The organism is Salinigranum marinum, assembly GCF_024228675.1.
Lineage (GTDB): Archaea > Halobacteriota > Halobacteria > Halobacteriales > Haloferacaceae > Salinigranum > Salinigranum marinum.
The window spans coordinates 1,142,078-1,154,624 of sequence record NZ_CP100461.1; the positions used below are offsets into that span (position 1 = coordinate 1,142,078).

A 12,547-nucleotide genomic window follows, 5' to 3' on the forward strand; every position below is an offset into this window, starting at 1 on the left:
TTGTCCCGCGTCGGGCGACCGTCGCGCGCGCGTCGGCGGCGCTACCGTCGGGCGACCGTCTCGCTACGGTCGCTGGGCGGCGATCCTCGTGATCGCCCCCGCGAGCGTCTCGATCCCGATCCGGATCGACTCCTCGTCCACGTCGAACCGCGAGGTGTGGTGACCGGTCGGGTGGTCGGTGCCGATGCCGACGTACGCGGCCTTACCGCCGCGCTCTTGGACGTGGCGCATGAGGAACGTCGCGTCCTCGCTCCCGCCGAGGTCGTCCGCCGGGAGGATCGAGTCGACGCCGTCGACGCTCGACGCGACCGCGCCGACGACGTCGGCGAGTTCGGGGTCGCTCGTCGCCGACGGGGCGCTGGCGACGCTCTCGACGTCGACCGAACAGTCGTGCATCTGCCCCGCTGCGCGGACGACCCGCTCGCCGTGGGCGAGCATGTACTCCATCAGTTCGGTGGTCTCGCCGCGCACCTCCGCTTCGAGTTCGGCCTCCTCGGCGACGATGTTCGACGCCGTGCCGCCCGAGATCACGCCGGCGTTCACCCGGGTCGCGCCGTCGGCGTGCCGGGGGATGGCGTGGAGGTTCTGGACCGCCGCGGCGAGCGCGAGGTTCGCGTTCCGCCCGCCCTCGGGACGGGCCCCCGCGTGGGAGGACTCTCCGTGGAAGGCGACCGAGAGGTGGTTCACCGCGAGGAAGCCGTCGACGCCCGCCACGACCTCCCCGGTGGGGTGATCCAGGCCGACGTGCACCGCGAGGAGGTAGTCGACGTCGTCGAGGTGGCCGCCGGCGACGACGGGTTCGCCGCCCGCGATGACCTCCTCGCTCGGCTGGAACACGATCTTGAGCGTGCCCTCGAAGTCGCTCTCCACGAGCGCGTCGAGGACGCCGATGCCGATCGTCGCGTGGGCGTCGTGGCCGCAGGCGTGCATGAACCCCTCGTTCTCCGAGCGGAAGCCTGCCCGGGCCGGGTGATGGTCGTCCCCCTCCGCCTCGCGGATCGGGAGGGCGTCGATGTCGACGCGGAGGGCGATCGTGGGCCCCTCACCGCGTTCGAGCACGGCGACGGCACCGGTGTAGCCGCCCGTGAGTCGGTCGAGGACGTCCTCGCGGGCACCTGCCTCGCGGGCCCGCGCCAGCCACGCCTTGAGGTCGGCGTCGTCGGGAACCGCGCGGCGCTCCTCGCCGAGCACCTCGGGGCCGACGTAGAGCGCGTCGAGCGGGCGCGTTTCGAGTTCGTCGACGATGCGAGCGGTGGTGTAAAACTCCCGCCAGGCCGGCTCGGGGTGACGGTGGAGGTCACGACGGAGGGTTCGGAGATCCTCGATACTGCTCATACCGGGTGGAAACACCCACCCGTCTAAGAGGTTCCGGCGTACGAGCGTGGGCGGCTTCTTGTGCGTCGCTGACGAGATACGTGTATACGAGTCATCCTCACAGACGGGTCAGAACTGTCCTGCCGGAATTTCAAGGCCATCGATTCGGGGGTGTTGCTCACGAAGGACGAGAAACGGAAGAAGGTCATCGGGTTCGTCCCGAACCACCAACTGCGATACGTCGTCCCGGACGACCTCGAACTGACGGTCGGCGGCGAAGCCACACCGGTCGAGACGGAACGGGAGGCCGCCGGGTCGGCCGACGACCACGAGGAACGCGTCGAGAACGCGACCGGCGACGATCTGGTCGTCGGTCCGCCGGCGAGCGCTACAGAACCCGCCGCGGAACTGGGCGGAGACGGAACCGTGGCCGTGAGCGAGGGCAGAGATGGAGACGCGGACGCCGTCGAGCTCCGTCCCGAACCGGCCGCGGACGCCTCAGCGGAGGAGAGCGAACTGTGTCGACTCGGCGGCCTCGGGTCGACCTACGCCGAACGGTTGCAGGCGGCCGGATACGAGACGCTCGCGGACCTCGCGGTGTCTGACCCCGTCGCCGTCGCCGAGGCCGCGTCCGTTGCACCGGGGCGGGGTCGACGGTGGGTCAACGCCGCCGAGCGAGCGGTTGCCTCGGAAGTGCCCGAGGAGGGTGAAGCCGAGGCAGCGCGCGAACGAGAGGGCGAACCGGGTGGAGAGGAGATAGAGCCGTCGGAAGGAGACGACGCGAGCGGAGCGGAGACAGGTGAAGGCGACGGGGACGAAGACGCGGAAGGCGACGGGGAGGAAAAGGACGCGGCGGACGGGCGAGAGGAAGAACACGCGGAGGACGAAGAGACCGAAGCGTAAGATTCGGGCGGGAGGAACGGACGTCCAGCGGGGTTCACCCGCACAGGCGAACGAAGCACGTCAACACGAGTCACAGAAGCGGCAATCCGTACGATTTTATCAGCCACCTCACCTCGATAGGCATAGATGAGTTCCGAACCCGAAGAAGCGACGCGATTACGATTCCGCGGTGGTCCGGCGGTGAGCGCGGTCCCCGTCGTGTTCTTCGTCGTCTGGGCGGTCGTCCAAAGCGGCGTGCTGGGGATCGGCGACACCACGGGGCTCGTCGTGGGGATGCTCCTCGGGCTGATCGTGGGGCTGTTCCTCGTCCGCGGCGAGTGGAAGACGTACGCCGACGTGGTGTTCGACGGCATGACGAAACGGGTGGCCGCGACGGCCATCGTCGCGTGGCTCTGGGCCGGGATGTTCGCGGCGACGATCCAGACGGGCGGCTTCGTCGACGGCCTCGTGTGGGCCGCCGTCGCGCTCGACGTGGGCGCGGCGCTGTTCCCCGCCGCCACGTTCCTGCTGGCGGCGCTCTTGGCGACGGGTATCGGGACGGGCTACGGGACCGCAATCGCGTTCACCGCGCTCGTCTTCCCCGCGGGCGTCCTGCTCGGGGCATCGCCCGTCCTGCTGTTCGGGGCCATCCTCTCGGGAGCCGTGTTCGGCGACAACCTCGCGCCCGTCTCGGACACGACCATCGTCTCGGCGGTCACCCAGGACGCCGACATCGGGGGCGTCGTCGCCTCGCGGTTCAAGTACGCGGTCGTCGCGGCCGTCTTCGCCCTCGGCGGCTACCTCGTCGCGGGGAGCGCGATGTCGGCCGTGCCGCTCGCGGGGGCCGCGGGGATCGCCGAGACGGCCCGGCCGCTCGGTCTCGTCCACCTCGTCTCCATCGCCGTCGTCATCGGCACGGCGGTCAGCGGGCGACACATCGTCGAGGCGGTGTCGTGGGGACTCGTCGTCGCCGTCGCACTCAACCTCCTGCTTGGGCTGGCACCGGCGTCGCGGATGCTCGTCTTCCGCGCGCCCGAGTCGTCGGGCGTCGTACAGGCGATCGACGCCACGCCGGTGGTCGGGGGTGTCGTCGAACTCGTCCCGACCGCGGAGACGGGCGTCGGCGGCGCGCTGTACACGGGTGCGGCGGACTTCTTCCCCCTCATCGTGCTCGTGCTCCTGATCGTCGCCGGCGCGGAGGTGATGCAGCGCGGCGGCGGCTTCGACGCCGTCCAGTCGTTCCTGCTCGACCGGGTGGCGACGAACGTCAGGCGAGCGGAGACGACGATGGTGCTCGGCACCGCCACGGTCAACGCCGCCATCACGATCAACACCGCCGCGGAGATCGCCGTCGCGCCGTACGTCGCCCGCCTCGGCACGCGGTTCAACATCAACGGCTACCGCCGGGCGAACATCCTCGACGCCAACACCTCTGCGCTGGGGTACATCTTCCCGTGGGGCGGCGGCGTCCTCGCCGGGTTCACCGCGATGCAACGGCTCCCCGCGGAGTACGAGTGGTTCACCCAATCGATGCTCGTCAACCCCGCCGCGGTGTGGCCGTTCGTCTTTCACGGCTGGTTCCTCGTCGCGGTGTTCCTCCTCGCGGCGTGGACGGGCTACGGCCGCGAGTACGTCTCGGACCGCCGGTCGGGGGAGGTGAGCCGCGTATGAGCCTGCTGGAGACGGTGCTGGCGGGACTGACCTTTCGGACCTCGACGCCCGCGTTCGAGGCGGGCGAGGAGTTCACGGCCTACGTCACCGGAACGGACGGGACGGACGCGCTGGTCCGGATCGGCGACTCGGTGCTCCGACTCGAGGGCGGCAACGAGTCGCTCGTCGATCGCCGGGTCCGCCTCCGCGTCGAGTCGTTCGACACCCAGGCCCACGAGGGGCGGGCGGAACTCCGCTCGGTCGTCGACGCGGACTGACCGGAGGGTCGGGTGCTCGTCCCGTCAGACGGGGTCGCCCGCGCGCCGGTCAGGACCGACGGTGGCCCGCGGGTTTGCGGTGTTCGACCTCGATCTCCACGTGGAGGCTGTCGGGGAACTCCATGTGGCCCACCTGCCGGGCGATGTGATCGTTGCCGTGGATCTCGAGGCGTCGGGCGTACACCGAGTAGTTCCACGACTCGAACCGGTCGCCGGGCGCGAGGCTACGGTACCGCGGCACGGTGAGGTGCTCGGGTGGGTCGTTGAACGGTCCCCGACACTCGGCACCTTTGCGCTCGATGAGCGTCTTGATCTCGGAGACGGTCTCTTCGAGTGCGACACGGTCACCGCTCTGGAGCGAGAGTTTCGTGACGTAGGTCATTGTCCTTCCCTGGGTCCGCCGGGTTCAAAAACGCACCTAGACGGGTCCTGAGGGTCCCGGCTTATCTCGGCCCGTCCCGTGGCGTCGTCTATCGGGGCCGTCGTCGCGGAGATCGACGGGCGAATCGACGGGGCTGCCCTCCGACACCCTCTTAAACGTTGGTATGGTTATCAGAGGTAATGGCAGTGGAAGCGGTCAGCGCTGGAGCGATCCTCTTCCGCGACACCCGTGGCCACAGGGAGTATTTGCTCCTGAAGAGCCGACCGGGGGACTGGGAGTTCCCCAAAGGCGGGGTCGAAGGGGACGAGGAGCTCCAGCAGACGGCGATCAGAGAGGTGACCGAGGAAGCCGGGGTGGAGGATTTCCGCCTCATCGACGGCTTCCGCGAGGACTACAGCTACGTGTTCGAGGCGAACGGGACGACCATCCACAAGACGGTCCACCTGTTCATCGCGCGGTCGTTCGAGGCGAGCGCTGAGCTCTCCCGCGAGCACCGCGACCTGCAGTGGCGCGACTACGAGCAGGCGATCAACACCATCACCCAGGACGGCCCCCGCGAGATCCTCGAACGCGCACACGCGTATCTGGACGAACTCGCGGACACCACCGAGGAGGGACGGACCTACCTCGCGTAGCGAGCGCGCGTGACGGGCCCCGCCGTCGACTCGGAGTTCACCTTCGAGCTCGTCACCTGCCGGTGGGCCGAACGCGAGTGGCCGCCGCACCGACGGAGCGACCGCGCCGTCCTCGTGGGCCGCCAGGTCGGCACGCGCGACCGCCGCTGGGACACCCTCGTCGTCGAGTGTGACCGCGACGCGGTCGCCGTCCGCGACCGGTTCGGGCCCGCGGAGCTCGACTCGGACTTACTGCACGTCGTCCGACACGCGCCCGCGGAGTGGGCGTGGTACCGCGACGCCCTGCCCCACCCCGGCTACCCCTGGCGCTACGTCCGCGAGGCGGTCCACCGCGCCGCGGCCCGCGACGCCGTCGAGACGCGACGCCGGGGCAACCGGATCGAACTGCGCCGGGTCGCGCCGTACCCCGACTGGATCTCCCGAATCGTCGCCGTCGAAAACAAGCCCGACCTCGACGCGAGCGCGGCCCGCGCGCTCGCGTCACAGATCCGGTACGACGTCGACTGCGGCCTCTTAGACGAGGTGTGGGTCGCCACGCGGGCGACCGACGACCCCGTCCCGCCCGTCCTCTTAGAGGAGTTCCCCGTCGAGGCCGGCGTCCTCGCGGTCGACCCGCTCGACGGAGCCGCCGAGGTGCTCTGGCACCCCTCGACGCTGTCGCCCGCCGACCACGACCGCCGGCGAGTCATCGCCGAGCGGGCCTACGGCCGCGGCTGGCGGTCGTACGCCGACGCGATGCGGCCGGACTGCCGGGGGTTCGAACTCCGCGAGGTGGGCGAGACGTTCGTCCCCTTCTGCGCGGCGAAAGGGCGGTGTCAGACCGGCGCGGAGTGTTCGGGGTCGTGCCCGTCGTTCGAGCCGGAGCCGCCCGGCTGGCGGACGCGCGGCTGGCCCATCGAAGGCGGCCCCGGCAAGGGCGTCCGGCTCCTGCTCGATCGTCGGCGCGACCGGGTTCGCGCGTGGGACCGTCGCCGGGAGTGACGGCGGGTCAGTCGTCGGCCGTCTCGCGGTCGTCCGTCGCCGGCTCGTCGTCGACGGCTTCGACAGTGACCGCGTCGGCCGCCACCGCCCGGCGGAACGTCGGGACGGCCCGGTACTCGATCTCGACGACCCCCTTTCGGCGTAGGCTCTGGAGTGCCTGCCGCACCGCCTCGACGGGCGGGTCGAGCGTCGTCGTCCGTCGGAGCGCGTGGAGCACGCTCACGACGCTCATCGACTCGTCGTCCGGACCGGCGACGGTGTCGAACACGCGCGCTTCGAGCTCCGGCACGCGGATCACCGAGGGGACGCCCGAGTCGTCGCCGGCCTCGACGCCGGGGTCGACGTCGACGAGATCCGCGGCCTCGGCGGTCGCCCGGATGAGGCTGTTGTCGTCGCGGTAGTAGTACTCCTTGAGTTCGTTCTCGAGGTACTGGTGGACCTCGCTCCCGCTGTCGAGGCCCCACCGCTCCTGGAGTTCCTTGTTCTTCGTGGGCTGGAGGCGGACGATGTCGGCCAGCCGTTCCGTGGCCTCCTCGGAGAGCGTCATCTGTCGTTCGGTGCGGCGGCGTCGTACATGGATGTTCTGTTCTAGACGTGTCCGTGGTTCTCCGACCCGACAATTATGAACGAGATGATATTTTTCGCCGTCCACGGTTCGGGCGCCGCCCACGACGATCGAGGACGGCCGCGTCGTCGAGATGTGGCATCAGATGGAGACGGTCGGCCTCATGCGACGAGTCGACGCGATCCCGGAGGAGGCGACGGAGCACGCGTGAGCGGGCGGTCGGGGCGGCGTGCGGACGGCCGCGGAGCCAACGATTATACCGGCGGCCGACGTGGCCCCGCCCATGGACACCGACTGGGAGACAGTCTCGCTCGACGTCGACGATGACGTGGCGACGCTCACCGTTGACCGCCCCGACAGCCTCAACGCCCTCAACACGGAGACGATGGACGCCCTCGAAGCGGCGCTCGACGCCGCCGAGGAGGCCGACGTTCGCGTGCTCGTGCTCACGGGCGCGGGCGACAAGGCGTTCGTCGCGGGGGCGGACATCGGCTACATGCAGTCGCTCTCGACCGAGGAAGCCGAGGCGTACGCCGAACAGGGCCACACGATCTGCCGCCGACTCGAACGGTTCCCCGGCGTCACCATCGCCGCCGTCAACGGCTACGCTTTCGGCGGCGGCTGTGAACTCGCGCTTGCCTGTGACCTGCGGGTGGCCTCGGAGCGCGCGGTGCTCGGCCAGACCGAGATCGACCTCGGGATCATCCCCGGCTGGGGCGGCACCCAGCGCCTCCCGGCACTCGTCGGCGACGAGGTCGCCCGCCGGCTGATCTTCTTCGGCGAGCGGATCGACGCCGGCGACGCGTACGAACACGGGCTCGTCGGCGAGGTCGTCGCCCACGACCAGCTCAACGATCACGTCGCCGAGATGGCCACGGAACTCGCCGCGAAGCCGAAGTTCGCGATCCGGGCGGCGAAGGAGGCGCTGAACACGGCCCACGAGGCCCCCCGCGACGTCGGCCTCGACTTCGAGCGCCGCGCCTGGTCGGGGCTGTTTGGAACCCCGGACCAGCGCGAGGGGATGGAGGCGTTCGTCGAGAAGCGCGATCCGGAGTTCGAGTAGGGCGGACTCAGTCGTCCTGCGGGGAGGGGCGGCCCAGGCCTCGCGCGTCGCCGACGGTCTCGTCGACCTGGCTGTAGGTGACGACGAGCGCCACGACTGCCAGCGCCGCGCCGAAGGCGAACGGGACGGCGAAGCCGAACCGTTCGAGGAAGCCCGAGACGAGCGGGCCGACGGCGACGCCGAGGCCGAACGCCATCGTCAGGACGGACAGCGTGGTGCCGGACTCCCCTTCGCCCGCGAGATCGCCGGCCAGCGCGAGCGACGGGGCGAACACCATCGCCACCGCCGCCCCCTGGACGAACCGTGCCACCACCATCGACAGCGAGTCGGTGACGAACCCCTAGACGAGCACCGACGGGACGAGCAGGACGAAGCCGGCGAGGAGGAACGGGCGGCGGCCGTAGCGGTCGGAGGCGCGGCACACCGGGATCTGAAAGGCCACGTTGGCGATGACGACCGCGCCGAACTGGACACCGAAGAGAAAGGTCCCCTGCGAGAACCGCTCGTTGATCTGTCCCTCGAGCGTCGCGAACAGCGCGATGCCGATGGCCATGCAGAACGTGCCGAGTCCGAGCGCGAAGACGGGGTCGAACAGGGAGTCGGTCCCGCGAACGGCGACCGAGAGGTCGTCGGCCGCGCGCGTCTCGGTCCGGTCGGGATCCTCGACGAGGATCACCACCAGGAGGAACGACAGCAGCGCGCCAACGACGGCGACGGCGAACGCGGCGTCGACGCTGACCGTCTCGATGACCACCCCGGCGACGATGGGGCCGAAGCCGAAGCCGACCAGCCGGAGCGTGTTGAACACGCCGAAGTTGCCGCCGCGGTCCTCCGACGTTGCGACCTCGTTCACGAGCGCGACGGTCGACGGAATGGTAAAGCCGGCCGCGAGCCCCTGGAGCGCGCGCAGGACGAGCACCATCCAGTACGAGGTGACGACGAGGTAGGCGGCGCTGGCGACCGCGAGGAGTCCGAGGCCGAAGAGGATGTAGACGCGGCGGCGGCCGGTCCGGTCAGAGAGCCGCCCGGTAAATGGCTGTGAGAAGGAGTTCAGGAAGCCGAACAGCGAGAGCACGACGCCGATGAGGAGCGACTCGGTCACCAGGAACGAGACGGGGCCGGCCGTGAGGCGAACGCCGGCGATGCCGGCCAGCGAGACCCGACCGCTGGCGACGAACAACGGGAGAACGACGATGAGAAAGGAGTTGCCGAGCGCGTCGGCCATCCGGGCGACACCGAGTGCGAGGATGCGGCGGTCGGTTCCGAGAACCATCTACCCCCAGGTGTGGCCCCGGCGGAAAGACGATTCCGGGTCGTCCGGACGTGGACCGACCGTGGTCGATGCTATGAGTTTCGTTGACACGACCGGCGAGGCTAAGTACGATCACGATTAATAGTGTGCATGGAATCGGAACTCAAACTCAACACTGTCATCGAGGAGTTCGAGACGCTCGACTACCCGATCGACCGCGAGGCGGCGGCCGACGCGTTCGACGACTCGACGCTGTTGATGGCCGACGGCGAGACGAACCTCGGGTCGCTCATCGAGCGGACGCACACCCGGTCGTTCGCGTCGGCCGAAGACCTCTTCGTCGAACTCCAGACGGTGCTCCCGATCGAGGCCGTCGGCGAACCGGGCCAGTCCGACGGCGACGCCTGATCGACTGCCGCCACGGGTCTGCGTTGGGAGTCGGTCGTCCGACCCGCCGGGTTGGTCAGACTTTTGAACCGTGGCGAACGACGTAGGCCGATGGTGAGGACGCGACGGATCGGGGGGTCCAACGACACCACGACCGCGGCCCGTGAGGAGCGCACGAACACGACGCTGTCGAGGACGCCGGCGTCTCGGACGGCCCGGCCGGTCCGATGACCGACGACGACGGGCGAACGACCGAACAGTACGCGCGACTCGTCGAGCGCCTGCCGGTCGGCGTCTTCCGCAGCCGGTTCGACGGGACACTCGTCGACGTCAACCCGGCGTTCGTCTCGCTGCTGCGCGCCGACTCGGCGGAGCGACTGGTGGGACGGGACGCGAGCGAATTTTACCACGACGCCGACAGTCGCCGTCGGCTGCTCGGGAAGCTCGAACGGGAGGGGACGGTCTCCGACGAAGAGATCCGACTCACCGCGCTCTCCGGCGAGCGGATCTGGGTGTCGACGACGCTGACGCTGACCGACTGCGGCGACGAGCGCTTCCTCGAAGGCTTCTCCTGGGAGGTGACCGAACGGAAGGAGCGCGAGCGGGAACTCCGGCGGACCAACGAGCGGCTGGAGGCGTTCTCGGGCATCGTCAGCCACGACCTCCGGAACCCACTCGGGGTGGCCGACGGCCGGCTGGCGTTGGCCCGCCAGGAGTGCGACAGCGATCACCTCCACCACGTCGCACAGGCGCACGACCGGATGGCGACGCTGATCGAGGATCTCCTGACGCTGGCGCGGGAGGCCGGTTCGACGGTCGAAGTGGATCCGGTCGATCTCGCCGCGCTCGTCGAAGCCAGCTGGAAGAACGTCCGAACCGACGGGGCGACTCTCGCCACGAGGACCGAGGCCACGATCCTCGCCGACCGCCCCCGGCTCCAGCGGCTGTTCGAGAACTTGTTTCGGAACGCCGTGGAACACGGTTCCACGGACCCTCGTTCGCAGACTCACGAGGACGACGGTGCGAACGGCGACGTGGCGGTGGCCGTGACGGTCGGCGACCTCGACGACGGGTTCTACGTCGAGGACGACGGTCCGGGTATCGTTCCCGCGGACCGCGACCGCATCTTCGAGAACGGCTACTCGACGCACGAGACGGGGACGGGATTCGGGCTCTCGATCGTCGAGTCGGTCGCCGAGGCACACGGCTGGACGGTCGCCGTGACACGGGGCGACAGCGGCGGGGCGCGATTCGAGATCGCCGGCGTCGCGCGTGACGTGTGACGCGTCGCGCGCGGCGTGTGGCCCAGGGGGCGGCCTCTGGAACGGTCGTCTGCGTATCACTGCGCCGAGAGGTCCATAGAGCCAAGTCGGTCGCCGCCGTGGGCCGCGTATGGACGACACGCTCGGCTCGACCGACCTCAGGGCACGCTGCGAGCGACAGCAGTACCCCCTGTTGCGGGCCGATGCGGCTGCGGCCTTCGCCGACGTGACGGTCGAGACCGACGACGGGGAGACGAACCTCGGCGTCGTCATCTCGGAGTTAGCCTGCGATTCGTTCACCGGCCCGGACGACCTGTACGACGAACTCGTGGCGTCTGTCGAGGCCGGTTCCGAACTCCGAGGAGCTTAAGTGCGCCAACCAAGTGAATCCCATACTATGGAGTTCTGTGACGAATGTGGCTCGATGATGAAGACCGAGGGGGACAAGTGGGTCTGTCCGAACGGACACGAGAAGCTGCGGAACGAGGCGACCGAGGCCACGATGACGACGACCCAGGGTCAAGAACACAGCAGTGCGGTCGACATGTCGGACGTCGACGACGCCGAGATCGGTCCGACGACCCGGGTCAACTGCCCGAACCCCGACTGTGACAACGACCGCGCCCGCTACGAGATGAAGCAGATCCGGTCGGCCGACGAGAGCGAGACGCGCTTTTTCACGTGTACCGAGTGCGGCCAGAAGTGGCGGGAGGACGACCACTGAGATGGCCCGCCCCCCCGCTCCGACGCTCCCTGCGCTCGACGGGCGGGGGTGGACGCTCGCGGCCGACCGCGAGGAGGTCCGCTTCGAGCTGCCGACGATGCGGGTGCTGGCGCACACGCTCGTCTACCACGACGACGCCCTCCGCGAGCGAGTGCGCGAGGCGACCGGCATCGACCACACCTGGCGCTTCTTCTTCGCGACCCGGCTCGGCTTCGAGCCGCCGCTCCCGCCGCTGACGGGGACGGCCTCGGTGTACGGCTCGGTGCGGTCGGAGTCGCGCGACGCGTTCGTCGAGGACCTCCGCGAGCGCGGCGTCGGGGCGATCGAGCGCGGGCGAACCGAGCGGGCCCGGACCGAGACGGGCGACCGGGTCTCGCTGACTCGCTACCGGGGTCGGTACCGACTCGAAGAGGACGGCGGCCCGCTCGACGTCCCGATTGCAGGCCTGCTCGGGGTGTGGACCCACGACGGCGACTTCCGCCTCGCGGGCGGGTGGTACCCCGAGCAGTCGCTCGCGAGCACGCTCAACGGCGCGCCGGAGACCGACCCGAACGAGTTCCGGAACGAACTGATCGACCTCGTCCGGGGGACCCGATGAGCGCCGAGGACGACCCGCGGCCCCCGTCGGTGGAGGTGCCCGACGGCTGGGTCGAACTGGAGACGACGACCGAACGCGTCTTCTCGGTGAGCAAGGTGACCGTCACGGCGACGACGGTCGTCTACGAGGACGAGCGCCTCCGCGAGCGGGTCGAACGGGAGACCGACGCGGCTTTTCACCGGTTCGTCTTCGCCAGTCGACTCCGGCTCCGTCCGTCGGCGACGCCGTCCAAGCCGCTGACGAAGCTCGTCACGTCGCGCGCGAAGGCGGGGTTCGCCGACCGCCTCGAAGCGCGGGGGATGGCCGACGTCGACGCGTGCGAGACGCGACGGTTCCGCGTCGACGGGACCGACGCCCCGCTCGTCGGCTACGACGCGACCTGTACGATCGAGGGGACGACCCTCGCCGTCGACGGCTGGGTCGCTGTCTGGCCCGGGGCGGACGGCGAATACTTCGTCGCCGGGGGGGCCTACCCGACGCACGTCCTCGAGGGCGACCTGAGCGAGGTGCTCGAACCGAACCGGTTCAGGAACGACCTCTTTTCCATCCTGCGGAGCGTCCGCTGACCACACAC

General features: G+C 69.8%; 15 protein-coding genes and 1 pseudogene. 12 read left to right on the top strand and 4 right to left on the bottom strand.

From position 1 onward, the window contains the following. Positions 1–63: 63 nt before the first annotated feature. Positions 64–1,335 carry an amidohydrolase gene (locus NKJ07_RS05570; protein ID WP_318569594.1) on the bottom strand — a complete coding sequence of 424 codons (1,272 nt, stop codon included), beginning with the start codon at positions 1,333–1,335 and terminating at the stop codon, positions 64–66. Positions 1,336–1,485: 150 nt separating this feature from the next. On the opposite strand from NKJ07_RS05570, the gene NKJ07_RS05575 reads away from it, so the two are divergent. From NKJ07_RS05575 to NKJ07_RS05585, 3 genes are all read left to right on the top strand, one after another. Next, positions 1,486–2,217, top strand: coding sequence for a hypothetical protein (locus NKJ07_RS05575; protein WP_318569595.1), 732 nt, complete (start codon positions 1,486–1,488; stop codon positions 2,215–2,217). Positions 2,218–2,343: 126 nt separating this feature from the next. Continuing rightward, the gene (locus NKJ07_RS05580) at positions 2,344–3,867 is read left to right on the top strand and encodes a Na+/H+ antiporter NhaC family protein (RefSeq protein ID WP_318569596.1); all 1,524 of its coding nucleotides are present in this window, start codon (positions 2,344–2,346) and stop codon (positions 3,865–3,867) included. Beyond that, positions 3,864–4,124: a DUF7513 family protein gene (locus NKJ07_RS05585; RefSeq protein ID WP_318569597.1), complete on the top strand. Its 261-nt coding sequence runs from the start codon at positions 3,864–3,866 to the stop codon at positions 4,122–4,124. The genes NKJ07_RS05580 and NKJ07_RS05585 overlap by 4 nt, the downstream gene beginning before the upstream one ends. A gap of 49 nt (positions 4,125–4,173) precedes the next feature. Here the strand turns inward: NKJ07_RS05585 and NKJ07_RS05590 are convergent, their stop codons facing one another. Then, on the bottom strand, positions 4,174–4,506 hold the full coding sequence (locus NKJ07_RS05590; protein WP_318569598.1) for an uS10/mL48 family ribosomal protein: 333 nt from the start codon (positions 4,504–4,506) through the stop codon (positions 4,174–4,176). Positions 4,507–4,685: 179 nt separating this feature from the next. Between NKJ07_RS05590 and NKJ07_RS05595 the strand changes: the two genes are divergently transcribed. Together NKJ07_RS05595 and NKJ07_RS05600 are read left to right on the top strand one after the other, a co-directional pair. Then, positions 4,686–5,141, top strand: a complete 456-nt coding sequence (locus NKJ07_RS05595; protein WP_318569599.1) for a bis(5'-nucleosyl)-tetraphosphatase — start codon at positions 4,686–4,688, stop codon at positions 5,139–5,141. Between the two features lie 9 nt (positions 5,142–5,150). Next, positions 5,151–6,122, top strand: coding sequence for a DUF5787 family protein (locus NKJ07_RS05600; protein WP_318569600.1), 972 nt, complete (start codon positions 5,151–5,153; stop codon positions 6,120–6,122). 7 nt (positions 6,123–6,129) lie between these two features. Here the strand turns inward: NKJ07_RS05600 and NKJ07_RS05605 are convergent, their stop codons facing one another. Continuing rightward, a complete protein-coding gene (locus NKJ07_RS05605; protein ID WP_318569601.1) occupies positions 6,130–6,669 on the bottom strand; it encodes a DUF5797 family protein in 540 nt (179 codons plus the stop codon). A gap of 301 nt (positions 6,670–6,970) precedes the next feature. Between NKJ07_RS05605 and NKJ07_RS05610 the strand changes: the two genes are divergently transcribed. Then, positions 6,971–7,750: an enoyl-CoA hydratase/isomerase family protein gene (locus NKJ07_RS05610; RefSeq protein WP_318569602.1), complete on the top strand. Its 780-nt coding sequence runs from the start codon at positions 6,971–6,973 to the stop codon at positions 7,748–7,750. A gap of 7 nt (positions 7,751–7,757) precedes the next feature. On the opposite strand, the pseudogene NKJ07_RS05615 reads toward NKJ07_RS05610, so the two are convergent. Then, positions 7,758–9,023 (bottom strand): annotated as a pseudogene (locus NKJ07_RS05615) (MFS transporter). A gap of 129 nt (positions 9,024–9,152) precedes the next feature. Between NKJ07_RS05615 and NKJ07_RS05620 the strand changes: the two are divergent. The 6 genes from NKJ07_RS05620 (at position 9,153) to NKJ07_RS05645 (ending at position 12,539) form a co-directional block, all read left to right on the top strand. After that, a complete protein-coding gene (locus tag NKJ07_RS05620) occupies positions 9,153–9,410 on the top strand; it encodes a DUF5789 family protein (protein WP_318569603.1) in 258 nt (85 codons plus the stop codon). A 206-nt stretch (positions 9,411–9,616) separates the two neighbouring features. Beyond that, positions 9,617–10,672: a PAS domain-containing sensor histidine kinase gene (locus NKJ07_RS05625; protein WP_318569604.1), complete on the top strand. Its 1,056-nt coding sequence runs from the start codon at positions 9,617–9,619 to the stop codon at positions 10,670–10,672. Between the two features lie 109 nt (positions 10,673–10,781). Continuing rightward, the gene (locus NKJ07_RS05630; RefSeq protein WP_318569605.1) at positions 10,782–11,021 is read left to right on the top strand and encodes a DUF5789 family protein; all 240 of its coding nucleotides are present in this window, start codon (positions 10,782–10,784) and stop codon (positions 11,019–11,021) included. 27 nt (positions 11,022–11,048) lie between these two features. Continuing rightward, entirely contained in the window at positions 11,049–11,375 is a 327-nt protein-coding gene (locus tag NKJ07_RS05635) for an RPA12/RPB9/RPC11 RNA polymerase family protein (protein ID WP_318569606.1), read from the top strand. Between the two features lies 1 nt (position 11,376). Further along, positions 11,377–11,973: a DUF6517 family protein gene (locus NKJ07_RS05640; RefSeq protein WP_318569607.1), complete on the top strand. Its 597-nt coding sequence runs from the start codon at positions 11,377–11,379 to the stop codon at positions 11,971–11,973. Further along, positions 11,970–12,539, top strand: coding sequence for a DUF6517 family protein (locus NKJ07_RS05645; RefSeq protein WP_318569608.1), 570 nt, complete (start codon positions 11,970–11,972; stop codon positions 12,537–12,539). The genes NKJ07_RS05640 and NKJ07_RS05645 overlap by 4 nt, the downstream gene beginning before the upstream one ends. Positions 12,540–12,547 lie beyond the last annotated feature (8 nt).

Bases quoted from the DNA above. Each gene is read 5' to 3' on its own strand.
- NKJ07_RS05610 (WP_318569602.1), top strand. From the start codon at position 6,971: ATGGACACCGACTGGGAGACAGTCTCGCTCGACGTCGACGATGACGTG.
- NKJ07_RS05580 (WP_318569596.1), top strand. From the start codon at position 2,344: ATGAGTTCCGAACCCGAAGAAGCGACGCGATTACGATTCCGCGGTGGT.
- NKJ07_RS05640 (WP_318569607.1), top strand. From the start codon at position 11,377: ATGGCCCGCCCCCCCGCTCCGACGCTCCCTGCGCTCGACGGGCGGGGG.
- NKJ07_RS05595 (WP_318569599.1), top strand. From the start codon at position 4,686: ATGGCAGTGGAAGCGGTCAGCGCTGGAGCGATCCTCTTCCGCGACACC.
- NKJ07_RS05620 (WP_318569603.1), top strand. From the start codon at position 9,153: ATGGAATCGGAACTCAAACTCAACACTGTCATCGAGGAGTTCGAGACG.
- NKJ07_RS05585 (WP_318569597.1), top strand. From the start codon at position 3,864: ATGAGCCTGCTGGAGACGGTGCTGGCGGGACTGACCTTTCGGACCTCG.
- NKJ07_RS05635 (WP_318569606.1), top strand. From the start codon at position 11,049: ATGGAGTTCTGTGACGAATGTGGCTCGATGATGAAGACCGAGGGGGAC.
- NKJ07_RS05630 (WP_318569605.1), top strand. From the start codon at position 10,782: ATGGACGACACGCTCGGCTCGACCGACCTCAGGGCACGCTGCGAGCGA.
- NKJ07_RS05570 (WP_318569594.1), bottom strand. From the start codon at position 1,335: ATGAGCAGTATCGAGGATCTCCGAACCCTCCGTCGTGACCTCCACCGT.
- NKJ07_RS05605 (WP_318569601.1), bottom strand. From the start codon at position 6,669: ATGACGCTCTCCGAGGAGGCCACGGAACGGCTGGCCGACATCGTCCGC.
- NKJ07_RS05645 (WP_318569608.1), top strand. From the start codon at position 11,970: ATGAGCGCCGAGGACGACCCGCGGCCCCCGTCGGTGGAGGTGCCCGAC.
- NKJ07_RS05590 (WP_318569598.1), bottom strand. From the start codon at position 4,506: ATGACCTACGTCACGAAACTCTCGCTCCAGAGCGGTGACCGTGTCGCA.
- NKJ07_RS05625 (WP_318569604.1), top strand. From the start codon at position 9,617: ATGACCGACGACGACGGGCGAACGACCGAACAGTACGCGCGACTCGTC.